At 51.5% G+C, this 23,305-nt stretch carries 17 protein-coding genes and 1 riboswitch; of the genes, 11 read left to right on the top strand and 6 right to left on the bottom strand.

The window, feature by feature from the left end; translation table 11 throughout:
- Positions 1-91: 91 nt before the first annotated feature.
- The 3 genes from Undi14_RS10725 to Undi14_RS10715 all read right to left on the bottom strand — a co-directional run bounded on the left by Undi14_RS10725 (position 92) and on the right by Undi14_RS10715 (position 3,755).
- Positions 92-1,666, bottom strand: coding sequence for an aldehyde dehydrogenase (NADP(+)) (locus tag Undi14_RS10725; protein WP_200180134.1), 1,575 nt, complete (start codon positions 1,664-1,666; stop codon positions 92-94).
- Between the two features lie 89 nt (positions 1,667-1,755).
- Positions 1,756-2,667, bottom strand: a complete 912-nt coding sequence (kdgD, locus tag Undi14_RS10720) for a 5-dehydro-4-deoxyglucarate dehydratase (RefSeq protein WP_186885168.1) — start codon at positions 2,665-2,667, stop codon at positions 1,756-1,758.
- A 338-nt stretch (positions 2,668-3,005) separates the two neighbouring features.
- A complete protein-coding gene (locus Undi14_RS10715; RefSeq protein WP_190479962.1) occupies positions 3,006-3,755 on the bottom strand; it encodes a FadR/GntR family transcriptional regulator in 750 nt (249 codons plus the stop codon).
- Positions 3,756-3,884: 129 nt separating this feature from the next.
- Between Undi14_RS10715 and Undi14_RS10710 the strand changes: the two genes are divergently transcribed.
- A complete protein-coding gene (locus tag Undi14_RS10710) occupies positions 3,885-4,730 on the top strand; it encodes a D-hexose-6-phosphate mutarotase (protein ID WP_200180133.1) in 846 nt (281 codons plus the stop codon).
- Positions 4,731-4,871: 141 nt separating this feature from the next.
- Here the strand turns inward: Undi14_RS10710 and Undi14_RS10705 are convergent, their stop codons facing one another.
- The 3 genes from Undi14_RS10705 to glyA form a co-directional block, all read right to left on the bottom strand.
- Positions 4,872-5,618, bottom strand: coding sequence for a sulfite exporter TauE/SafE family protein (locus Undi14_RS10705; protein WP_200180132.1), 747 nt, complete (start codon positions 5,616-5,618; stop codon positions 4,872-4,874).
- Positions 5,619-5,632: 14 nt separating this feature from the next.
- The gene (gene nrdR / locus Undi14_RS10700) at positions 5,633-6,106 is read right to left on the bottom strand and encodes a transcriptional regulator NrdR (protein ID WP_186885172.1); all 474 of its coding nucleotides are present in this window, start codon (positions 6,104-6,106) and stop codon (positions 5,633-5,635) included.
- A gap of 92 nt (positions 6,107-6,198) precedes the next feature.
- Positions 6,199-7,449, bottom strand: coding sequence for a serine hydroxymethyltransferase (gene glyA / locus Undi14_RS10695; protein WP_200180131.1), 1,251 nt, complete (start codon positions 7,447-7,449; stop codon positions 6,199-6,201).
- Between the two features lie 145 nt (positions 7,450-7,594).
- Positions 7,595-7,728: riboswitch (ZMP/ZTP riboswitch) on the bottom strand.
- 242 nt (positions 7,729-7,970) lie between these two features.
- Between glyA and Undi14_RS10690 the strand changes: the two genes are divergently transcribed.
- The 10 genes from Undi14_RS10690 to Undi14_RS10645 all read left to right on the top strand — a co-directional run bounded on the left by Undi14_RS10690 (position 7,971) and on the right by Undi14_RS10645 (position 23,127).
- Complete coding sequence (locus Undi14_RS10690; RefSeq protein WP_200180129.1) at positions 7,971-8,723, top strand: SDR family NAD(P)-dependent oxidoreductase; 753 nt, start codon at positions 7,971-7,973, stop codon at positions 8,721-8,723.
- Between the two features lie 136 nt (positions 8,724-8,859).
- Positions 8,860-9,261, top strand: coding sequence for a tol-pal system-associated acyl-CoA thioesterase (ybgC, locus tag Undi14_RS10685; protein WP_200180451.1), 402 nt, complete (start codon positions 8,860-8,862; stop codon positions 9,259-9,261).
- An 85-nt stretch (positions 9,262-9,346) separates the two neighbouring features.
- Positions 9,347-10,039, top strand: coding sequence for a protein TolQ (tolQ, locus tag Undi14_RS10680; RefSeq protein ID WP_200180127.1), 693 nt, complete (start codon positions 9,347-9,349; stop codon positions 10,037-10,039).
- Between the two features lie 16 nt (positions 10,040-10,055).
- The gene (locus tag Undi14_RS10675; protein WP_200180125.1) at positions 10,056-10,499 is read left to right on the top strand and encodes a biopolymer transporter ExbD; all 444 of its coding nucleotides are present in this window, start codon (positions 10,056-10,058) and stop codon (positions 10,497-10,499) included.
- A gap of 6 nt (positions 10,500-10,505) precedes the next feature.
- Positions 10,506-12,401 (top strand): autotransporter assembly complex family protein, encoded by a 1,896-nt coding sequence (locus Undi14_RS10670; protein ID WP_200180118.1) that lies wholly within the window; start codon positions 10,506-10,508, stop codon positions 12,399-12,401.
- 1 nt (position 12,402) lies between these two features.
- Positions 12,403-16,701 carry a translocation/assembly module TamB domain-containing protein gene (locus Undi14_RS10665; RefSeq protein WP_200180110.1) on the top strand — a complete coding sequence of 1,433 codons (4,299 nt, stop codon included), beginning with the start codon at positions 12,403-12,405 and terminating at the stop codon, positions 16,699-16,701.
- A 352-nt stretch (positions 16,702-17,053) separates the two neighbouring features.
- Positions 17,054-18,643: a PAS domain-containing methyl-accepting chemotaxis protein gene (locus tag Undi14_RS18465; RefSeq protein ID WP_200180104.1), complete on the top strand. Its 1,590-nt coding sequence runs from the start codon at positions 17,054-17,056 to the stop codon at positions 18,641-18,643.
- Positions 18,644-18,776: 133 nt separating this feature from the next.
- A complete protein-coding gene (ilvD, locus tag Undi14_RS10655) occupies positions 18,777-20,642 on the top strand; it encodes a dihydroxy-acid dehydratase (protein ID WP_200180103.1) in 1,866 nt (621 codons plus the stop codon).
- 779 nt (positions 20,643-21,421) lie between these two features.
- Positions 21,422-22,453, top strand: a complete 1,032-nt coding sequence (locus Undi14_RS10650) for a transporter (RefSeq protein ID WP_200180102.1) — start codon at positions 21,422-21,424, stop codon at positions 22,451-22,453.
- Between the two features lie 50 nt (positions 22,454-22,503).
- Positions 22,504-23,127 (top strand): chalcone isomerase family protein, encoded by a 624-nt coding sequence (locus Undi14_RS10645; RefSeq protein ID WP_200180101.1) that lies wholly within the window; start codon positions 22,504-22,506, stop codon positions 23,125-23,127.
- Positions 23,128-23,305 lie beyond the last annotated feature (178 nt).

Genomic DNA, 23,305 nt, shown 5'->3' with positions numbered 1-23,305 from the left:
TTGTTACTGTATGTCTACGCACATCTGTTTCGTGTGCTTGGTATACCGCAAACTCCCCTAGGCAGCGTTGCAGCAAAGGGGAGCGATCATATTAATTTTTCAGGCTGCCGTCGACCATTCTTGTGAGCTTCCAAGGATTTTCATCACTTAATGCCGGCGGCAAGAGATCAGATGGAATCGCCTGATAGCAGACGGGGCGCAGGAAGCGATCAATTGCCGTGGCACCGACAGACGTACTGCGACTGTTCGATGTTGAAGGGAATGGGCCTCCATGCACCATGGCGTGTGCGACTTCGACACCGGTCGGGAAACCATTAAACAGGATACGGCCGGCTTTCTTCTCCAGACTCGTCAATAATGCACGGGCTGCGACATGATCGTCAGGTGCCGTATGTACGGTTGCAGTTAACTGGCCTTCCAGTTCTTTTGTGACGGCCAGCATTTGCGGCAAATCGTCACACAGGATGATCACGGAAGACGGGCCAAATACTTCTTCCTGCAATGCCGGGGTCTGCAGAAAATCGCTTGCTTCGCACACCGATAACATCGCTTGCGCTGCATTTGGAGTGGCTGCTGGCTGACCTTTGGCTGCGATCTGTACGTTTTTCAAATCTGTAATTTTCACGCAGCCGCTCTGATATGCGCCGTGAATACCAGGCGTCAGCATGGTTGTCGCTGGTTTGCTTTCGAGTGCCAGTGTTGCCGCTGCGATAAATTGTTCTGCTGCTGGTGATTTTTGCATCAGCACCAGCCCTGGGTTAGTGCAGAATTGGCCTGCGCCCATCACCAGTGAATCGACAAACTGACTTGCCAGCGTGCTGGCTTTTTCTTCCAATACAGCAGGTAACAGATACACAGGATTGATGCTGCTCATCTCTGCATAGACTGGAATAGGCTCTTTGCGTTCGTTGGCTGTTTTCACTAATGCGAGGCCGCCACTACGCGAGCCGGTAAACCCGACCGCCTGAATGACAGGATGTGCAACCAGTTTTTGCCCGACAGCCGCACCCGCGCCAATCAGCATGGAGAACACGCCTTCCGGCATTTGTGAGCTGATCGCTGCTTGCTGGATTGCTGAGCCTACGAGTTCTGATGTGCCCAGATGTGCATTGTGTGCTTTAACGATGACCGGGCAACCGGCAGCCAGTGCTGACGCTGTGTCGCCACCGGCAACGGAGAAGGCTAAAGGAAAATTGCTGGCGCCAAAGACTGCAACCGGACCCAATGCGATTTTCTGCATACGTAGGTCTGGGCGCGGCGGTGTCCGTTCTGGCAATGCCGAGTCCAGCGTTGCTTGCAGGTAGTGACCATCACGCAAAACTTTTGCAAACAGCTTCAACTGATTCACGGTGCGACCACGTTCACCTTCGAGGCGTGCGACTGGCAGACCAGTTTCGGCATGCGCTCTTTCAATCAGCGTTGAACCCAGCGCCAGAATGCCATCGGCGATTGCTTCCAGAAATGCAGCGCGTTGTTCCAGCGATGTCAGGCGATAGGCGTCAAATGCTTGTTCAGCCAATTCGCATGCCCGGTTGACCTCAGCTTCTGAGGCGTAACCGAACAATGGTTCCAATTGTTCGTTGGTAGCTGGGTTGATTGCACGGGTGCCGCCAGATTGGCCCATGATGCGCTGACTTCCTATCAGCATTTGTCCTGAAATTTCCATCTTTATTTCTCCGGTGCAGGTGGTCGTTTACCGCAATAACCACCTGAAAACGTTACGTTGACAATACGGGTGATCTTAACGATCGCCGTTTATTGCGCGCCTTGCTTGAGTATCAGTTCGCGCAACATTTCATCTTCGGCTGCGGTCAGGTCAGTCAGTGGTGCGCGGACTGGGCCTGCGCTATGACCGACCAGACGCGCACCTGCTTTAACGATACTGACTGCATAACCTGATTTACGGTTACGGATATCCAGATAAGGCAGGAAGAATTCGTCGATCAGACGATTGGTTGTCGCGTGATCATCTTTGGCGACAGCATGGTAGAAGTCCATCGCCAGTTTCGGTACAAAATTAAAGACGGCAGAAGAATACACTGGCACGCCCAATGCTTTATAGGCGGCTGCATAAACTTCAGCTGTTGGCAAACCACCCAGATAGGTCAGGCGATCACCAAGACGGCGCCAGATAGAAACCATCAGTTCGATATCGCCGATACCGTCTTTGAAACCAATCAGGTTAGGGCAGCGTGCCGCCAGAATTTCAAGCGAGTTCGCCGTTAAGCGGCAGATGCCACGGTTGTACACCACGACACCGAAGCTGACCGATTTACAAACTTCTTCAATATGCGCAATCAGACCATCCTGGCTGGCTTCAGTCAGGTAATGTGGCAATAACAAGATGCCGTCTGCACCCAGACGTTCTGCTTCTTGTGCGTAAGCGATGGCAACGCGGGTAGGGCCGCCGGCACCTGCCAGAATAGGTACTTTGCCACGGCATGTGTCAACCGCGACCTTAATGATGCTGCTGTATTCGGATGAAGTCAGTGAGAAAAATTCGCCAGTACCACCAGCGGCAAACAAAGCACTCGCACCATAAGGAGCCAGCCAGTCCAGACGATCCGCATAAGTTTTTGCGTTGAAGTCGCCATTGGCGTCAAAGTCTGTCAGCGGAAAAGACAGAAGGCCGGAAGAGAGGATTTTTTTCAGTTCTTGTGGGTGCATGATGTCTCCAAAAGTAAGCGTCCGGTGATCGGTTTCACCAGAATCATTAAGTTAAATAAAAGTCTGAAAATTGAAATTTAAAACTACATGTACGACATCGTACAACTGATTTTGTGTTGATGCAATACTGAATATTTATAAATTCAATTCAACTGTTGGTCAGGTGGTTTTTTTGAGGGGGCAGGTGCAGCGCTACGTCAGAGCGCAGAATATCGGAGTTTTATCGTCAGCGTCACTGATTAGCCGTGCGCAAAGATACGACCAGCGTAGGTCGGTCACTTTGACCGGCCTTTATTGTTGGTGCATGGCAGACTGGCGGTTTTTGTATTGCGAAGGATTTACTGCTGATCAGTCTCAAACTTCTGTTGCGCGAGGCGCAAACGTTCGCGGCTATTGCTGAGGTGAGTGCGCATAGCGGCGCGGGCAGCTTCCGAATCTTTGCGTAAGATCGCATCGTGTATATCTTCATGCTCGCGATTGACCCGTTCCAGATAGCTGTTGCTGGCTTCATCGCTCAGCGCCGCGGAGTCCAGGCGTGCACGGGGAATCAGTGTGCTGCCGAGGTCAGAAAGAATATCGACGAAATAGCGGTTGCCGGTTGCTTGCGCAATCAACTGGTGAAAACGCATATCTGCGTTCACGGATTCTGTATCCCGTTGCACATGTCCCAGAATATCTTTTAATGCCAGACTGAGTTCTGCCATTTGCGCGTCGGTACGCCGTAATGCTGCCAGCCATGCCGCTTCGGTTTCAAGGCTGATACGCAATTCCAGAATGTCGAGAACGTCACGCACAGTAACGATGGCTTCTTTATGCAGGCTCAGCGGATTACTTGGCGGTTCCTGAATGAAGGTGCCGATACCATGACGTGTCTGTACTAAGCCTCCGGCCTGTAAGTGGGAAATTGCTTCCCGGACCACAGTGCGGCTGACCTCGTATAATTCCATGATGGCGGATTCAGTCGGTAATTTATCCCCAGGTTTCAAGGCACCGCTACGAATTTTTTCGGTGATATTTTCTGCCAGACTTTGCGAGAGGCTCTTATGTTTTCTTCTGGTGTTATTGGGAAATAAGGCTGATTTTTCCATCGCAGTATCTATTCGCCGTAGAGATGATTTTGGCGCGATTGTATAGGAAAACGTCTGTTAAATGTTATACGATGTCGTATAAATGGCGACGTTGTAAGTGAATTGATCAAAATTAATCAAAATTCATCGATGATGAACAACAATAAAAAAACAAATACAGACTGGATAGCGTTGCATACCAAAAATCATGCGCGATGCAATATCCGTGTTCAAGGCGCACATATCGCCTCCTGGTCACCGGCCGGTCGCGATGAACAGTTATTTATGAGTCGTCTTGCTTCCCCGGATCAGCGTCAGCCTTTGCGTGGCGGCATTCCTGTCATCTTTCCTCAGTTTGCTGACTTGGGGCCGTTGCCCAAGCATGGATTTGCCCGCACGGCAATTTGGCGGCTTGAGGATGTGCAGCAGAACGACGATGCGGCAAGCGCTACACTGGTGCTGACGGATACCCCTGAAAGTATGCAGCTTTGGCCGCATTCATTTACTGCAACGATACGCATCACCTTAACCGACCATGCCTTACAGGTCGATTGGCAAGTGCGGAATGAGGGCGTACAAACAATGTCGTTTCAGGCTGCGTTGCATACCTATTTCCGCGTCGCAGAAGGGCAATTTGCGACGATACTGGGGCTGGCAAATAGCCCCAGTTACGACAAGCTCACGCAGGCAAATGCAGCGGCAAGCGGAATGGATCAATTGATTGTGAAAAATGCGATCGACAGTATTTATGCGCAAACACCAGATCATCTGATTTTGCAGACCGGCCTTGGCGAGCTGCAAATTGACAAGCATGGTTTTCCCGATACGGTCGTATGGACTCCCTGGGATGAGGGCGCGCGACAAATTGCTGATCTTGCAGATGATGAAGGGCGTGCTTTCATCTGTGTGGAGGCAGCTTGTGTAAATGTTCCCATTACTCTATCACCGCAACAAAACTGGAATGGTAGTATGAAGCTGGGATGCTCAGAAGAATAAATCTGCGGTGAGGAACCGCATTACTTAGATGACCCGTACCCGAATTGGGGCACAGTACACAGCAAAACAATGGTGCAAAGAGATGTCAGACACAGCATGTGGAGCATGCCATTGCTCTCGCGACCTAAGCACGGCATAAACTTACGCCATCGATCCATCCCACAATAGTTTGACGCCGGAAAGCCCGAGCGCTGCGGTTGCGAACAGATAAAACGGACGTTCCGGGATGCGCTGTAAAAGACGCATGCCTATCCACACGCCCACTGGTACCAGCGGCAGCAGTAAGGCTGACATTGTCAGTGTGTCGATGCTGAACAGGCCGAGCGCGATGTAAAAAGGCAGTTTCGCCAGGTTGATGACGGAAAAGAAAAAGACCGTGGTCGCGACGAAGGTTTCCCGCGGCTGCCGCCAAGACAGCAGATAGATCATCACCGGTGGCCCGCCGGCATGCGCCAGTGTGCTGGTAAAGCCAGCACCAACGCCGCTGAGCCAGCCAAAAATACGTGGCGGACGCTGTTCTGTCGTTGCCTGCCCGCGATGACGTAGTAGCCGGTCGAGGGTGAAACCGACGGCGATCAGCCCTATCAGTCCTTTCACCAGTTGGTCGGACATGACACCAAAGGCCAGCGTTCCCAGCACGATGCCGACGATGGCGCCCGGTATCAGCACTTTCAGATCACGCCAGTCGGCTTTGCCGCTCCAGGCGCGGATGCCGACCATATCCATCGCGATCAGGATAGGCAGCATCACTGCTGCTGCGTTACGCGGTGAAATCCACAGCGAAAGAAAGGGAACGGCCAGGCCGCCCAATGCACCACCCAGCCCTGATTTAGAAATCCCGGTAATCAGAACCGCAAAGGCGGCAACCAGCCAGCCAGCGGTGTTCATGTGCTCCATGTTGCTTATTTATTTTTTGAAGTTTTGTTGTCGACATTCACTTCTTGTATCGCCTCGGCGAATTCAGAGATGTCTTTAAAACTTTTGTACACCGAAGCAAAACGGATGTAGGCGATTTTATCGAGACGTTTTAATTCGTGCATGACCAGTTCGCCCAGATGGACGGACATGATTTCCCGTTCGCCACTGGAGAGCAATTTTTCTTCTATGCGTTGAATGGCGCTGTCGATGGCTTCGGCGGATACCGGGCGTTTGCGCAGCGCAAGCATGAAGCTGGCGCGCAGCTTATTCGATTCATATTCAGTGCGGCTGCCATTTTTCTTGACGATGACGGGCATCACCAGCTCCACCCGTTCATACGTGGTGAAGCGCTTATCACAATCTGCGCAGCGACGACGACGACGGATAACATTGCCTTCTTCGGAAACACGCGTATCGATGACCTGAGTATCAATATGATGGCAGTAAGGACATTTCATGAATAGAGCCGTAGTGGGTGAGTTTGTCTGTCAGACAGCGACAATTAAAAAAACGCCACTCGGCTGAGTGGCGTTTTGATGGCGACCAGAAATTACTTCGCGTACACAGGGAAAGCGCTGGTCAGTTTTTTTACTTCTGCTTTAACGCGTTCTATGGTTGCGGCATCGTTAGGATTATCCAGCACGTCAGCAATCAGATGACCGACTTTAATTGCTTCCGCTTCTTTGAAACCACGGGTAGTAAATGCCGGGCTACCCAGACGGATACCAGAAGTGACCATCGGTTTTTGCGGATCGTTAGGGATGCCGTTTTTATTGCAAGTCATGTGTGCGGAACCGAGGATTGCTTCGGCTTCTTTGCCTGTCAGACCTTTAGGACGCAGATCCACCAGCATCACATGAGATTCAGTGTGGCCGGAAACGATGCGCAGACCGCGTTCTGTCAGTGTTTGCGCCAGTGCTGCCGCATTTTTGATGACTTGTTGCTGATATTCTTTGAATTCAGGAGACAGCGCTTCTTTAAATGCAACCGCTTTACCTGCGATGACATGCATCAATGGACCACCCTGAATACCAGGGAAAATAGCGGAATTGATTTTCTTGGCGATCGCTTCGTCATTGCTCAGAATGATACCGCCGCGTGGGCCGCGCAGGCTCTTATGCGTTGTGGAAGTGACGACGTCAGCAAACGGCACTGGGTTTGGATACACACCCGCAGCGATCAAACCAGCGTAATGCGCCATATCGACCATGAAATACGCGCCGACTTCTTTGGCGATTTTGCCGAAACGTTCAAAATCAATACGCAGTGCAAATGCAGAAGCACCGGCGATGATCAGTTTTGGTTTGGTTTCGCGCGCCAGTTTTTCCATCGCATCGTAATCGATGTCTTCCTGTGCGTTCAGGCCATAAGACACAACATTGAACCATTTACCCGACATATTCAGCGGCATGCCGTGGGTCAGATGACCACCTTCAGCGAGGCTCATGCCCATGATGGTGTCGCCCGGATTCAGCAGCGCAAAAAACACGCCCTGATTCGCTTGCGAGCCTGAGTTTGGCTGTACGTTAGCAAAGTTGGCACCAAACAATTGCTTCAGACGATCAATCGCCAGTTGTTCGACCACATCAACGTGTTCGCAGCCGCCGTAGTAACGTTTGCCCGGATAGCCTTCGGCATATTTGTTTGTCAGCTGTGAGCCTTGTGCTTCCATCACGGCTGGCGAAGTGTAGTTTTCAGACGCGATCAGCTCAATGTGATCTTCCTGACGCTGGTTTTCTAATTGTATCGTCGCGAACAATTCGGGATCGATATTGGCGAGAGTATGGTTTTTTGCAAACATGGTTTTCCTGACTATCGTGAGAGTGAGTTAAATAAGTGAATTCAACAAGCGCATTAAACTGTTTAAGTAAACGAGATTGGTGATTGACTTCAATGAGGTGTCAGTCTGACGCGGACGAAGAGAGGCAGCCTCACTACTTTTACCATCAGGCTACCCAGGCGCACGGCTGGGATCACGGAACACAGTGACCCCGACATCTCACGCTTCCCGATGGATCTCCATCTTTTGCAGCCGCCCTGATCGGGATCAGCCACAATTTCGCCAGTCACGTGAGACAAAATGGTGCTGAGATTTTACGTGATGCGCTTTGAATGGGCAAGCCACTCATCGGCACATGGCAGATATGGTTATTTTGCTAAAAATTAACTGCTTTCATTTTAGTCGCAGTCTGACTGTTCTGACCTGTATCGCAAAAGCCCTTAGAATAGATATCTGACAGATATTTGTTTCCGGCTACGACAGACGCGGCAAACACGGCAAACAAGCGCATTTTTTTATTCAACGGCATAAAGGATTTCAGCATGATCGTATTAATTACTGGTGCAAGCTCAGGTTTTGGCGAAGAAATGGCGCGTAAATTTGTACGCGAAGGTCATCAGGTCATCGCTGCCGCCCGTCGGCTCGAACGTTTGTCTGCTTTGCACGCAGAGCTGGGAGATAAATTATTGCCGGTCACGATGGATGTGACGCAAAAGTCTTCGATACTGCAGGCGCTGGCGGATTTGCCTGCTGCCTGGAAAAAAATCGATGTGCTGATCAATAATGCCGGTCTGGCATTGGGAACCGAACCCGCTCATCTGGCCTCGCAGGAAGAGTGGGAAACCATGATCGATACCAACACCAAAGGTCTGGTGACCGTGACGCGGGCGGTTCTGCCTGACATGGTGGCGCGTAACAGCGGCATGATCATTAATATCGGCTCGATTGCTGGCTCAACCGCTTATCCGGGCGGCAATGTATATGGTGCGACCAAAGCCTTTGTCGATCAGTTCACCAAAAATCTGCGGGCGGATATGGCAGGTACCGGCGTGCGTACGACGAATATTGCACCGGGCTTATGTGGCGGTACAGAATTTTCAAATGTGCGTTTCCGTGGCAATGACGATGCTGCCGCGAAAGTCTATGAAGGCACGGTGCCATTAACCTCGGTTGATATTGCTGAAACCGCCTACTGGATTGCGACTTTGCCCGCGCATGTCAACATCAACTATATCGAAATGATGCCGACCTGCCAGGGTTTCGGCCCGCTGAACATCAAACGCAACGTCGTTTGAGCAGATTTTTGCTGAAATAATACTGGGGGGAGTATATTTAAAAGCCCTTTGTTTATGCTGACATTAAGGCGAAACAGGCAGATACTCCCCCTGTTTATGAAAAACACCTAGTTAAAAAAGCGAAAATCAGCTGCTCATCATGAATAATTTCAACTGGAATGTGCGTGTGTATTACGAAGACACGGACGCAGGCGGCATCGTCTTTTATGCGAATTACCTGAAGTTTTTTGAACGTGCCCGCACTGAATGGCTGCGCGCCACCGGCATACATCAGCAGGAAATCACGCAGACGCATCAGGTAATGTTTGTCGTCAAAGCAAGCACAGTCGAGTATCATGCACCCGCCAGGCTCGACGATGAACTCCGTATCACCGCCGTGGTCGAAAAGCTCGGACGGGCGTCGATCGTGTTTGCCCAGGAAGCCTGGTGCGGCGAGCGCCTGCTGGCCAGCGGCAAGATTAAAGTCGGCTGCGTCGGCACGGAAAGCTTGCGCCCGGCAGTCATCCCGGATGTGGTCGCGGAAAAAATTTCTGCCTGATCTGCCTGATGTTGCTGGCGCTTGCCAGGCGATCAGAATGTACTTTTTACCCTTTGTTATTTGTTGTTCTCAACTCTGATTCAATATGAACGTTACTCAAGACCTTTCTTTTTTAAGCCTGATCAGCAATGCCTCAGTACTGGTGAAACTGGTCATGTTGATTCTGCTGGGCGTGTCTCTGACCAGCTGGACCTATATCTTCAGCAAAATGTTTGCGATCAAAAAGGCACGTGCGCAGACCGAAATCTTTGAACGGAATTTCTGGTCCGGCGGCAATCTGGTCGAGCTGTATCAGGATGCCACCAGCAACCGTCGCGGTCGCGATAAAACCGGTTCGCTGGAACGTATTTTTGAAGCCGGTATGAGCGAATACCATAAAGTGAAGAACGCCAATAAAGCTTCGCTGGATGCCAGCGCGATGCTCGATGGTGCCCGCCGTGCGATGCGCGCCGCGTATCAGCGCGAGATGGATATGCTGGAAGCGCATTTATCTTTCCTTGCTTCGGTCGGTTCAGTGTCGCCTTACATCGGTTTGTTCGGTACCGTCTGGGGGATTATGAATTCTTTCCGTGGTCTGGCAAATGTGCAGCAAGCGACGCTGGCTGCGGTGGCGCCGGGTATTGCCGAGGCGCTGATTGCGACTGCGATTGGTTTGTTTGCCGCGATTCCTGCGGTGCTGGCGTACAACCATTATTCGCATGACATTGATCGTCTGGCGATTCGTTTTGAAACTTTTATTGAAGAGTTCTCGAACATTCTTCAGCGTCAGTCACGCTAATGCAAAGTGAGTCAGCATGAGTTACCTGCGTGGCGAACGTAAACGCAAATTCAAAGCCGAAATTAACGTTGTTCCCTACATCGACGTGATGCTGGTATTGCTGGTGATTTTCATGGTGTGCGCACCGATGACTAATCCCAGCGTGATCAATTTGCCGACGGCTGGTCAATCGACACAGCCGCCGTCAGAATATATTGAAGTCACTTTGCGACCGAATGAGCTCGCAACTATCAGCGTCAACAGCAAAAACGGCAGCAATGGAAATAATCGTCAGGAAAGCAAAGAACAGGCGAAAAATCGCCAGCAACTGCTGCTGAAATTGCGCGAATATCACGAAGCAAAACCCGATCTGTCGGTACTGGTTTCTGCGGATAAAGGCATTATTTATGACGACGTGGTGCAGGTGATTTCTGAAGCCAAAAAACTGGGTATCAACCGCGTCGGGCTGGCGACAAAATAAATCAGCATGATGCCTACTCGCAAATGTCTGGGTTTTTCCAGCTGGCTGTTATACGCAGCGGTAATACCTGTTTTGGCACAGGAAAAACCAGTGTTGCCGCCAGCTGTGCCGCTGGCGCAGACACAGGCAGCACCAGAATCGGAGAGCGTCGCCGAAGGTGATGCGGACGTCGTCATTCGCCGCACCAGTGGACGTTTCCGTTTGCAGGCCGCGAACACTGACTGGGCCAGTCTGCTGCGCGAGCATATTGCCGAGTTTTCCGGCAGCGCCGAATCCCAGAACGTCACACCGGGTTTAATCCGTCGCTTACGGCAGGACATCAGCGGTATTCTCGCCACTGAAGGTTATTTCTCACCGCAGATAGAATTTCGTAATCTCGATGATGTCGGTACTACGGCCAATTCAAATTCAGCCAATGCGAATGTCGCCGAAAAAGTGATCGAGGTTGTGGTCGATGCCGGGCAACGCACCGGCATAGAAAATGTCACACTGACTTTTCAGGGAGCGTTTGCCGATGCACTTGCGGCGGACGATGCGATCGCAAAACAGCGGCGTATTGGTCTGATCGAAGACTGGGGGCTCGGTGTCGGGCAATTTTTCCGTGAGTCTGACTGGCGCGATGCCAAAACACAGTTGACCGAAACACTGCGTTCCGACGTCTATGCCGCAGCGCGGATTACGGATAGTGCAGCGAACGTCGATGCCGATAATTATCGCGCCGATTTACAGGTCGAAGTCGATAGCGGGCCACCATTTTTTCTGGGCGAATTACGGGTCACCGGTTTGCAACGCTATCCGCAATGGCTGCTCGATCGCTATCAGCCACCGGTGCGCGGCGAAGCCTATTCACGCAGTCGCTTACTCGAATTTCAGCGCAATTTACAAAATTCGCCTTATTTTGGAACAGTGGCGGTATCGATAGATCCCGATCCTGAAAAAGCCAGCGCAGTACCGGTTGAGGTGAACCTGATCGAGCGCAAAGCGCGCGATCTCAGTTTCGGTGTCGGTTACAGCAGCAATACCGGTTTTCGCGGCGAGATCGCTTATCGCGACCGCGACATCCTTGAAAAAGCATGGGATCTGCGCAGCGCGATACGGATAGAACAAAAGCGTCAGTTGGGCTATGCCGATATCTATCTGCCACCGCACGACAATAAACTCGATTCGTTCGGTGTGATCATGGACAGGCAGGACGTTTCCGGTGTGAAGTCCTTACGCAATGCCGTCGGGATCAAGCGCACGAATACCCACGGCCATATCGAACAAAGGCTGGCACTGAAACTGATACGCGAACGAAAAGAGGTTGAAGGCGAAGATGATTCCGTCAGCAAGGCGCTGGTTGCCAGCGTAGGCTGGACCTGGCGTGATGTGGATAATGCGTTTGCGCCGCGCCGTGGCGAGATTTATCAATTCGATCTGGATATTTCCGAAAAAGCTTTGTTGTCTGATCAGCGTTTCATCCGTAGTTACGGTAAATATCAACGCTGGATACCGGTCGGGCGCACCGATAGCGTTATTCTGCGAGCCGAAGCCGGTCAGGTTTTTTCTCCGAAAAATGAAGGCATTCCTGAAGATTATTTATTCCGTACCGGCGGCAGTTCAACGGTGCGTGGCTATGCTTACCAAAGTCTGGGTGTTCAGCATCCGAGCGCCGTTACTGGCGGGCGTGTGATGGGCGTTGCCAGCGCAGAATATGTACACTGGCTCAACAGCATCTGGGGTGTCGCCAGCTTTGTTGATGCCGGTGATGCCGCCGACAGTTGGAAGAAATTCAGTTTGCATAAATCGCTGGGTGTCGGTGGCCGTTATCACACACCGGCCGGGCCGATTGCGCTTGATCTTGCTTACGGTTTGCAAACCAGAAAAGCGCGCCTGGATTTTTCTATCGCGATTGCCTTCTGATATGACCGACATCGAAAAAACAGAGACACCGGCCAACCCTGAACAGACGACTGCAAGTATTCCGCCTGCACGTCAGCGGCGCTCCTGGATATTTCATTTTTTGTGTGTACTGGTTTTGCTGTTACTGTGCTGCGGACTGCTGCTGACCTGGGTCGTTAAAACCGAGAGTGGCAGCCGGAGTTTATTTGCCCTGATTGATTATGTGAGTCTGGGTAGTCTCAAAGCGAATGGCATCCGGGGCAGTATCGGCGATGACATTCAGATTGATGAGTTGCTGCTGAAAACGCCAACGCTGGAAATCAAAGCCAGCGGCGTGCAGTTAAGCTGGCATCCTGCTGCTTTATGGCATAAGCAAGTGCTGGTTGATCGCTTGCAGGCCAGCTCTTTGCTGGTAGCGACCGCATCCAGCAACACGCCTGCAAGTTTGCCCACTGATCTGGGGTTACCGTTTGCATTGCAGGCGCGTGAGCTGGCGCTGGGACGCTTGGTGGTGGCCGATATTCTCGCCGGTGGTAAACAAAAAGAAGTCGTGACGCTGACGGCGTTGAAGGGGTCATTGCAATTCGTCGCGCAGCAGTATCGTGCCCAACTGGCGTTAAGCTCACCATGGGGAAATGCCAACGTAACATCGGCAACGATGGCGGGTCAGCGTCCATTCGCTCTCAAGGGCAATGCGCTGTTGCAGGGGCAAGTCAGAGCCGATGTGCCGCCAGTCGCGGCACAACTTCAGGTTGCTGGCAGCCTGCAGGAACTGCAACTCGCTTTACAGGCGCAACTGCAGGAAAAATTAATCACACCGGCGGTTTCTGCTGAGGTAGAAAAAAAGCCGGTCGCAGATAAAAAAACAGCACACCTGAATGGCACGGCCAGCGCCTTGATTGCACCATTCGACGCGCAGATCTTCAAAAGCGCCCATGTCGATATTCAACATTTCAATCCGGCTGCCTGGGCCAGCGCCGCACCGGAAGCCGATCTGCGGCTGCTGGCAGATTTGCGGCCAAAATCAGAGCAAAACGCACAGCAAAAAGTAGCTCAAAAAACACAACAAAAAGCACCTCAGAATACCGAAAAAAATATTACAAAAAGTACTGCGAAAAATATCATTCAGCCAGCCTCAGCCAACTATGTTGAAGGTGAGATTTCTGTCACGAATGTTGCATCCGGCCCACTCAACAGAAATGCGATACCGCTTCGTTCAGTCAGTGCGAGCCTGAACTGGCAAGCGACGCATCTGGATTTCAGTAATCTGGTAGTGCAAGTTGAAAGTAAAGGTCAGATTCGTGGTGATGCCAGCCTTGATCTGCAGGGAACCGCGACCCGTGCCCATGCGCAACTGAGTTTGACGAACATTGATCTGAACCAGATAGATCAGCGCTTACACACTACGCACATTAATGGTAGTGCCCAAGTGCAGACGGCGGCAAATCAGACAATACTGACGCAGGCGCAACTGAACGATGGCAAAGCACGCCTCAATGCCGAACTCACCTACGATCTGAATAAAGTATTGCTGAGCTTAAGCAAATTTGAATTGCAGGCGGAAGATTCCCGTCTGGACGCGAAGGGGGAGATAGCTTTCAGCGGCAATCAGGTATTTCATTTCAAAGGCAATCTCAGTAATTTTGATCCTGCCCGTTGGATGACGACACCTGCCGGACGTTTGCAGGCGGAATTCAGTACCGATGGACAATTACAGCCACGCCTGCAATTGCAGGCAAAGCTACCCGCGTTACATGGGCAATATGCCGGACAAGCTGTGCAAGGGAATGTCGATCTGCAATGGCGTCAGGATCAGCAATTAATGTTGCGTCAGCTGGATCTGCGTTGGGGTAAAAATGTGCTGAAAGGGCAGGGGGCATGGGGCGCGGTGGGCGACGTGCTGACGCTGAATCTCGATGCGCCGGAACTATCCGAATTAAATACCTTGTTCGGCAGCGGCTCACTGGCCTTCGGCGGCAAGTTGAAAGCCGATGTGCAGTTGCAGGGGCGCTTTAATGACATGGCGGGTAGCCTGACGACGGAGGCGGAACAATTCAGTTTCTCGCAAAATAATAAAACCTATACCGTTGCAAAATTATCCGGCAAGCTCAGCCTGAGTAAAGGTCTGGATGGGCAGATTGACGGCGACATCAGTGCGCAGCAACTGGGTGGCGATTTTCCCGTCCTGAATGATGCCGATCTGTCTAGCGCCGTACAGAAAGAAAAAATACGGCAACTGCATGTGCAACTCAAAGGTAAAAAAGCGGCGCATACCTTGCAGGCGGAAGTTGCATTCAGCAGCAAACAGCAATTGAATCTGGCTGCGGATGGCGCACTCAGTGTCGGTGCAAAAAATGATCTGAGTCATTGGGAATGGAAAGGACAATTGCAGTCACTGGCGCTGACGGGGAAACCTGATCTGCGTTTAGTGAGTCCCGCCAGTTTGCAGATCACGCCAGATTCTTTGCGGCTCGGCAGTCTGCAATTGCAAAGTGAGATGGCCAAGCTGACACTGGACCAGTTTGAGTGGTTACCCGGCACGCTGACTACTAAGGGCAGTATGAGCGATGTGCGTCTGCTGGATGTGGTCAACCTGTTCCGGCCGCAATACACGGTCACCGGAAATCTGAAACTGAATGCCAAATGGGATCTGCAACTGAAAGACAGCGTGCGCGGCGATATTCGTATTGAGCGGCAAAGCGGGGATTTGCGCTTCAATGATCCTGACGGTACCGGCACCCCGGTGCCTCTCGGCATACGTAATGTGTTGATGCAATTGCGCATGGGCGGTCTGGTTGCAGGTACCGATGGCGAACGCATGCAACTGACTGCGACAGCGGATGGCGCCCGTCTGGGACAATGGCAGGTGAATGCGGATTCTTTCCTGAGTAAGCAGGACGGGCGATGGACGATCTTGTCCGGTGCCGGATTAAACGGACGCATCAAGGCATTGATTCCTGATCTTGAATGGCTGGGCCCATTGATTAATCCCGGCGTTGTACTGAAGGGAAAATTAAATGTGGATGGTATGCTGATGGGAACGATAGGCAAGCCACGTTATCGTGCGGATGTCAGCGGCCGTGAGCTGGAACTTGCATTTGCGTCTGAGGGCTTGTTACTGCCAAACGGTATATTGGAAGCGCATGTTGAAGACGATCGACTGACACTCAGTCAATTGCAGTTTTCAAATACGGTGACCATGTTGCCACCACATGCGCAGTTTAAAGGTGTGGACATGCTTGGCAAACGCGGGGAATTCAATGCCAGCGGCGAGATTGATATTGGTAAAGAAACCGGATCGATACAGGCGCAATGGCAGCAATTTCCGATGCTGCAAAGAAAAGATCGCTGGCTGGTGGTATCGGGGCAGGCCAGTATTATTGAGTCGAAAAATATCTGGAGTCTGACCGGAAAAGTGATGGCGGATGGCGCCTATTTTAAATTGCCTAAAATGCCGCCACCTGGTTTATCCAGCGACGTTCATGTCACGCGAAAATCGGATAAACGTGAAACCAGAACGGCAGATGCAGTGCCAGTGAAAAAAGGCTTGAAGACCCGCGTGGATGTCAGCTTTGACATGGGACCCCGTTTTGTTTTTGTTGGTCGCGGACTCGATACCGGGCTAGCCGGCAGTTTGCGTATGCGCTCGATTGATGGCAGTCCGTTGCAGGCAACCGGCACGATCAATACGGTCAGAGGTGTGTACGAAGGGTATGGACAGCAGCTCGCGATTGAGCGCGGCATACTGAATTTTCAGGGGCCACCGGCGAACCCTGGACTGAATATCCGTGCCTTGCGTCAGGGGCTGGCCGTGGAGGCTGGGGTTGAAGTGGTGGGCAGCGTTGCTGCGCCGCAGGTGCGGCTGGTATCAGAGCCAGCGGTGCCTGATGCTGAGAAGTTATCCTGGCTGGTATTGGGGCGGGGTTCTGATCAGTTAGCCGGTGGCGATGCTTCTTTACTGATGTCGGCAGCGACCGCGATCTTCGGCGGCGATGGCAGTCGGAATATTCCGCGCGATATTGTGCAAGGGCTGGGCTTTGATGAATTCTCAATTGGTGCTTCCGGACAGAATTCGTCTTCACATGTTCCGGTACAGACGGTGGCTGGCGCTACTGGTACCAGTAGTTCTTCCGGCAGTGATAAGGTCGTTAGCGTTGGAAAAAGACTGATGCCGGGGCTTGTGCTTTCTGTGGAGCGTGGTCTTGGCGATGCCAGCGGTGCGATTCGTCTGAGTTGGCAATTAACCCGCCGCATCACGGTGATCGGGCGCGCAGGCAATGAGTCGGCAGTGGATGTGACTTACACTTTTTCTTTTAATTAGGACTGATGCAAAACGGCTCCAGCAGCGTTGCGGCTGCTGGTCGTAACAATTTCGCATCAGTCCTGAGTCTCTCAGGCTGATTGGTGACGCAGTCTTCATGCTACTGAACATCTTCGCCTCCAACCCGCCTCCAACATGTCACCTATCTCAGATCAGTTTTTTTTACCATTGCAGATCTTGATCCAGATCTAGTAATCAACAGATGACATTCGACCGCTGTTGTAAATTGTTCTGAGCAAACAGCGTTGCAGCATAAGCTTGCGAATGATCAATGGTGACCAATTTACGCAATGCCATGATGGCGGGCTATTTTTTCCGTCTTCCAGTTTTTATTGCGTTTAAAGGTTTGCTTATGTCTGACAATGTTGCGGCTATTGGTAAAGAGTATGTTTTGCAAGATCATGAAACCATCGTTTCCAAAACAGACATCAAAGGCCGGATTACCTATGTGAGTGATGATTTTGTCCGCATCAGCGGATTTTCTGCCGAGGAATTAATCGGTGCTCCGCATAATATTGTTCGCCATCCCGATATGCCTCCCGCCGCTTTTGCCGATTTATGGGCGACGGTTAAAAGTGGGCGCGCCTGGTCCGGGCTGGTCAAAAATCGTTGTAAAAACGGTGATTATTATTGGGTTGAGGCGACGGCTGCGCCACTGATGCACAACGGTCAGATCGTCGGTTTCACCTCTATACGTGTGAAGCCGGATCGCGAGCAGGTTCGCGCGGCAGAATCTGCCTATCTGGCGATAAAGACTGGCGACAAATCTGTACGCATCAGTGATGGTGCAGTGGTTCCGGTTCCTTTGTTTAAAGGGTCGGCTTATTTCTCCGGCCTCAGTGTGTGTGCCTTGCTGAATTTGTATGCGATCACAATGCTGGTCTTGCTGAGTGTGATTACCGTTCTGAGCCTGGGGCCGGATTTTACCGGTACGGATTATGTGATCGCTGGTTTAAGTTTGTCGGCAGGCGCGGCGACCTTGCTGGTATTGCAGCGTCTGCGACGGCAAGTGGTGCAGCCTTTGCTGATGCTGGATGACTGCATACAAACGATGACGTCCGGCGATTTATCCATCACGATCCGCGCCGGCGGCGCAAATGAAGTCGGACGCGTGACGCAGTCATTACGCGTATTGCAAACGAATATCAAATTGCTCATCGGGCAGATCAAGCAAACCACTGAGCATGTCCGCAACGGTGCCAGCCAGGTGGCGGCTGGTAACGCCGATTTGTCTTCCCGCACCGAAACGCAGGCAAGTTCGCTCGAAGAAACCGCATCGTCCATGGAAGAGCTGACTTCCACCGTCAGACAAAACGCCGACAATTCAAAACAAGCCAGTCACATAGTGATGTCTGCTGCGCAAGTGGCGGAAAAGGGCGGTGTTGCGGTGGCGAATGTGGTTAACACGATGGGTGCGATTAAACAGAGCTCGGGCAAAATTGCGGACATCATTACCGTGATCGACGGCATCGCGTTTCAGACAAATATACTGGCATTGAATGCTGCCGTCGAAGCTGCCCGTGCCGGGGAGCAAGGGCGTGGTTTTGCCGTGGTTGCCAATGAAGTGCGGCAGCTCGCACATCGTAGCGCTGACGCTGCGAAAGAAATCAAAGACCTGATACAAGAGTCCGTCACGCAAATAGAACAAGGCGCACGTTTGGTCGATGAAGCCGGGCATACGATGGAGGAAATCGTCAGTAGCGTGAAGCGTGCCGCCGACATCATGCATGAAATTACCAGCGCCAGTCAGGAACAGAGTGCCGGGATTCATCAGATTAATGATGCGGTGACACAAATGGATGATATGACGCAAAAAAATGCGGCCTTAGTCGAGCAGGCGGCGGCATCTGCTGATGGCTTAAAAGGGCAATCGCTTACCTTAATTTCGCTGGTGAATTCATTTAAACTGGTCAAGACAGTCCAGCGCCGGGGTGCTGCGTGAATCAACTGACTTTTCAGTTTTGCCTGTCAATTCATATATTTAAAGTATGAATATGAATGAAATTTGATATTTGACATATATAACGTTGAAGTGCACTCTCGCTGTTCCACATCTGATTCTGCAGGAGAAAGCTATGCCGCAATACCGTTCACGCACCACCACACATGGCCGCAACATGGCGGGCGCCCGCGCACTCTGGCGCGCGACTGGCATGAAAGACGGCGATTTCGATAAACCTATCATCGCTGTCGTCAATTCATTTACACAGTTCGTGCCAGGGCATGTGCATCTGAAAGATCTGGGGCAACTCGTTGCGCGTGAAATTGAGGCCGCTGGCGGTGTCGCCAAGGAATTCAATACGATCGCCGTGGATGACGGTATTGCGATGGGGCATGGCGGTATGTTGTATTCATTGCCTTCGCGCGATCTGATTGCCGATTCGGTTGAATATATGGTGAACGCGCATTGTGCCGATGCGATGGTTTGCATTTCCAATTGCGACAAAATTACGCCAGGCATGTTGATGGCAGCGATGCGCATCAATATTCCTGTGGTGTTTATTTCCGGCGGCCCGATGGAAGCCGGTAAGGTGCTGAAGGTGGTAGATGGCGCGAAAAAAGTGATCAAGCTCGATCTGATCGATGCCATGATCAAAGCCGGTGACAGCTCTGTCAGCGACGCCGATGTGGCAGAGATCGAACGCTCTGCCTGCCCGACCTGCGGCTCTTGTTCCGGCATGTTTACTGCGAATTCAATGAACTGTCTGACCGAAGCGCTGGGGTTGGCCTTGCCGGGCAATGGCACCATCGTTGCAACCCATTCTGATCGCAAAGAATTATTTTTACATGCTGGTCGTCTGATCGTTGATCTGGCAAAACGCTATTACGAGCAGGATGATGCATCCGTCTTGCCACGCAACATCGCCTCGAAAGCCGCATTTGAAAATGCGATGGCACTTGATGTGTCTATGGGCGGCTCCACCAATACAGTCTTGCATTTGCTGGCAGCAGCGAATGAGGCCGGGGTTGAATTCACCATGGCGGATATCGACCGCATTTCACGCAAAGTACCTTGCCTGTGCAAAGTGGCGCCGATGACGGATAAATTCCACATCGAAGACGTGCATCGTGCCGGTGGCATCATCAGTATTCTGGGGGAATTGGCGCGTGCCGGTTTGCTCGATACGTCGTTGCCGACGATACATAGCAAAACCATGGGCGAAGCGATTGCGAAATACGATATCGCTGTCAGCAACGATGCCGCCGTTCAGCAGTTGTTCCGCGCCGCGCCGGGCGGCGTGCCGACGCAGGTCGCATTTTCGCAATCAGAACGTTTCGATCAGAACGATACCGACCGCAGCACAGGTTGTATCCGCGATAAAGCGCATGCGTATTCTCAAGACGGCGGTCTCGCAGTGTTGTACGGCAATCTGGCTGAAAAAGGATGCATCGTCAAAACGGCGGGTGTCGATGAAAGTATTCTGAAATTCACTGGTAAAGCGCGCGTCTTTGAAAGTCAGGATGCGGCGGTTGAAGCGATCCTCGGTGACACCGTGCATGAAGGCGATGTGGTCGTCATTCGTTACGAAGGACCGAAAGGCGGCCCCGGTATGCAGGAAATGCTGTACCCGACTTCGTATATCAAATCCAAAGGTCTGGGCAAGGCCTGCGCCTTGTTTACCGATGGCCGCTTCTCCGGCGGTTCGTCTGGTCTGGTGATCGGTCATGCCTCACCGGAAGCGGCGGAAGGCGGCGCGATAGGGCTGGTCGAAGAGGGCGATATCATCGAGATCAATATTCCTGAACGCACTATCCATCTGCGTGTCAGCGATGCGGATCTCGCCGCCCGTCGCAGCGCGATGGAAGCGCGTGGTGATGCAGCATGGTTGCCAGTTAATCGTGATCGTTATGTTTCGCAGGCATTGCAGGCGTATGCGGCATTGGCAACGTCAGCGGATCGTGGTGCGGTGCGTGATTTGTCGCAGTTAAAGCGCAAATAAGCTAAAACGGACATTCGCCAGACATCTGTCGGCGGATGCAGGTTTGGCCGGATATGAGCCGGAATACCAACAGGGTGATAGCGTCAGCTGCACCCTGTTTTTTTATGCCGGATAAGGCTTTTATTCGTTGATGATGACGGAACAAAAAAAGGCCATCATCGTGTGTCTGTTTTTCTCTCTGTTTGTTTCGGGTTCGGATAGGCATCGTTGATAGCGCACCATCGTTGTAAATTTTCCTCAGATGGCTTCAGACATAGGCGATTAGAAGAATCGCCCCAAATGTTTTAAAAAATGTTAATCGATAACAAGCTGGAAACAGAGTCAATTCTCTCTGCTCTATGACGCAGCAGATAAACCGCAGGTTTCTTTGTCTGATCGACATTATGCAGAAGATAACGCAATGTCTACATCTGATATTTCTTTGATAAATCAAGTTGCTACGGCAGTCTTTGCGTTCACGTTATCATTCGCTTCAGGCAGCACGCCTGTTTGTCTGAACTATTTTTTACATCATTTGCATCTGCTTTTCTTTTGTGGAAAAGCACGAACGAATAATCGCGATTTCCCGCGATTACACCAACATCTGCAATTGAGTCGATCCGCATCGACGACCTGACCTGAGTTCGCTTTGTCGCACAGCTGGTTTCAGTTCACCGAAATAGTTTTTCTGCATGTCGTGTTTGGTATTCCCATAATAAATTCCGATCGATCGTGATGGCTGACTTCAGACCACTCTGAGGCAGCGCATTGGTGATCGGTCGTCATCATCAGGAGAAAAAATGAAATTTCCTCAATCCACTATGCGCCGTGTTGTGCTCAGCACCGTCTTGTTAGGCGCATCAGGCATTGCTTCGCTTGCGCAGGCGGCAGAAAACAATGAAGTGGCCGTGCCTATGGGGTTCTGGAATCTGGACTCGGCAATTCTGCCTTTATCCGGCACTTACGGGCAAGTGTTGTTGGCGAATTATCGCGCTGACAGCGTGAAAGGCAGCGACGGCAATGACATCGCTTTCCACAAAAATATCAGCGGCATTCCGGTTACCGTGAATGGCACAGTCAATGCAAAAATCAAAGTTGATGGCATTATTCCCAAGCTCAATTACATCAGCGAAGAAGCAATACTCGGCGGCCGTTACGGCGGCTACATCGCGATTCCTTTGCTGAAAAAATCGCGCGACGTGGTGGTGTCGGTCACGACGCCGCTGCCTGCTGCGCTTCAGCAAAAAATCGGTGCACAGGCATCCGCAGCGGCCAGTGGCAGCACCAGCGGTCTGGGTGATATCGAACTCGCTGGTTTCATCGGCTGGAAATATGAAAGCCTGTCGATTGTGGCAGCGATGAATGTCGATTTGCCGACCGGTTCATTTGACAGAAACAGCCAGGTGAATCTGGGTATGAATTCGTATTCATTCCGTCCGTTGGTATCGGCTGCATGGTCAACTGAATCCGGCTTTGATTTTGCGGCATCGCTGGCTTACAACATCAGCACCGCGAATCGCGATACCGACTATAAATCCGGCCAGTATCTGCATCTTGAATATGTCGGCAGCTACCAGTTTTCAAATAACGTCAAAGCAGGTTTGCACGGTTTCTACCTGAAGCAGACAACCTACGATAAAGATCCGAACGGCACCAGTGCGCTGCCGCTGATCAATGGCAATAAAGCGCGTGCGGCGTCGCTGGGCCCGGTGATCAGCTATCAGACTGATGATCTGAAAACACAGGTGGAATTCAAGTATCTGAAAGAGTTTTCAGCACGTTCACGTCCGCAGGGTGATTTGTTTCTGCTGACGCTGAGCCGGATGTTCTGATCGCAGGACATTGCAGCTGATAACAATTAAAAAAATCTGAGGAGATACGCATGAAGGCAGTAAAGCACACAAGGCAGATGATGCACATAATGCAGATGGTGCGCATGATGTTCATCGTTGTTGGTCTGGCTGGCGGTTTATCGCCAGCGCAGGCTGCCAATGAAGCGGTGTCACAAGTATTGGAAGACACAGTACAGGTTGAGGGGCAACGTTTAAACCTGAATGGCAGCGGCACGCACATCATCAAGCGCGTTAAAATTTTCAATATCGGTCTGTACACCACCAAGCCGAGAAATAACACGCCTGATCTGCTGGCGTCGCCGGGGCCGGTACGTCTGAAACTGGTGATGGTGAAAGAGGTCGACAGTGAATTGATGAGCCGGCGTTTTCTCGCCGATATCCGTTCCAGCACCACCAAAGAGGAACGCAATCAACTGGTCTATCAACTGATGGCGCTTGGCGAAGGTTTCGCCAGAATGGGTGATTGGAAAGTCGGCGATGTGATGACGATAGACTGGAGCCAGGGCAAGGGCACCGTCTTTCGCTCGAACAACCGGCAAATCGGCGAAACGCTGAAAGACGATCTGACCATGCACGCGATTCTGAAAATCTGGTTAGGCGATAACGTCGCCGATAACAAACTGAAACGCTTATTGCTGGGCGATAAAGAGTAATAAAAACTAGAAAAGGCGGCGGTCTGGGCATCGCGTCCAGATTGCCAATATCAGGAATGCGTGACGATGACCTTATCGTTGCGCATTCCTGATTTTTTTTGCCATGTGCTGACAGCTTTGCATAACTTGTATTTTTTCACATCATCCCTATTTATTTGGGCAAGCAAAGAGCGTCGCT

Origin of the sequence: Undibacterium sp. 14-3-2 (genome assembly GCF_016595265.1) — a bacterium.
In the GTDB taxonomy this organism is placed as follows: domain Bacteria; phylum Pseudomonadota; class Gammaproteobacteria; order Burkholderiales; family Burkholderiaceae_D; genus Undibacterium; species Undibacterium aquatile.
The sequence above is the reverse complement of the archived record's forward strand: the minus strand, read 5'-3'. Positions and strand labels throughout refer to the sequence as shown.

Excerpts from the sequence above, each read along its gene's own strand:
- kdgD (WP_186885168.1), bottom strand. The coding sequence starts at position 2,667 with ATGCACCCACAAGAACTGAAAAAAATCCTCTCTTCCGGCCTTCTGTCT.
- Undi14_RS18465 (WP_200180104.1), top strand. The coding sequence starts at position 17,054 with ATGTCTGACAATGTTGCGGCTATTGGTAAAGAGTATGTTTTGCAAGAT.
- ilvD (WP_200180103.1), top strand. The coding sequence starts at position 18,777 with ATGCCGCAATACCGTTCACGCACCACCACACATGGCCGCAACATGGCG.
- Undi14_RS10725 (WP_200180134.1), bottom strand. The coding sequence starts at position 1,666 with ATGGAAATTTCAGGACAAATGCTGATAGGAAGTCAGCGCATCATGGGC.
- Undi14_RS10690 (WP_200180129.1), top strand. The coding sequence starts at position 7,971 with ATGATCGTATTAATTACTGGTGCAAGCTCAGGTTTTGGCGAAGAAATG.
- Undi14_RS10665 (WP_200180110.1), top strand. The coding sequence starts at position 12,403 with ATGACCGACATCGAAAAAACAGAGACACCGGCCAACCCTGAACAGACG.
- nrdR (WP_186885172.1), bottom strand. The coding sequence starts at position 6,106 with ATGAAATGTCCTTACTGCCATCATATTGATACTCAGGTCATCGATACG.
- glyA (WP_200180131.1), bottom strand. The coding sequence starts at position 7,449 with ATGTTTGCAAAAAACCATACTCTCGCCAATATCGATCCCGAATTGTTC.
- Undi14_RS10645 (WP_200180101.1), top strand. The coding sequence starts at position 22,504 with ATGAAGGCAGTAAAGCACACAAGGCAGATGATGCACATAATGCAGATG.
- Undi14_RS10705 (WP_200180132.1), bottom strand. The coding sequence starts at position 5,618 with ATGAACACCGCTGGCTGGCTGGTTGCCGCCTTTGCGGTTCTGATTACC.
- Undi14_RS10675 (WP_200180125.1), top strand. The coding sequence starts at position 10,056 with ATGAGTTACCTGCGTGGCGAACGTAAACGCAAATTCAAAGCCGAAATT.
- Undi14_RS10710 (WP_200180133.1), top strand. The coding sequence starts at position 3,885 with ATGATGAACAACAATAAAAAAACAAATACAGACTGGATAGCGTTGCAT.
- Undi14_RS10650 (WP_200180102.1), top strand. The coding sequence starts at position 21,422 with ATGAAATTTCCTCAATCCACTATGCGCCGTGTTGTGCTCAGCACCGTC.
- tolQ (WP_200180127.1), top strand. The coding sequence starts at position 9,347 with ATGAACGTTACTCAAGACCTTTCTTTTTTAAGCCTGATCAGCAATGCC.
- Undi14_RS10670 (WP_200180118.1), top strand. The coding sequence starts at position 10,506 with ATGATGCCTACTCGCAAATGTCTGGGTTTTTCCAGCTGGCTGTTATAC.
- Undi14_RS10715 (WP_190479962.1), bottom strand. The coding sequence starts at position 3,755 with ATGGAAAAATCAGCCTTATTTCCCAATAACACCAGAAGAAAACATAAG.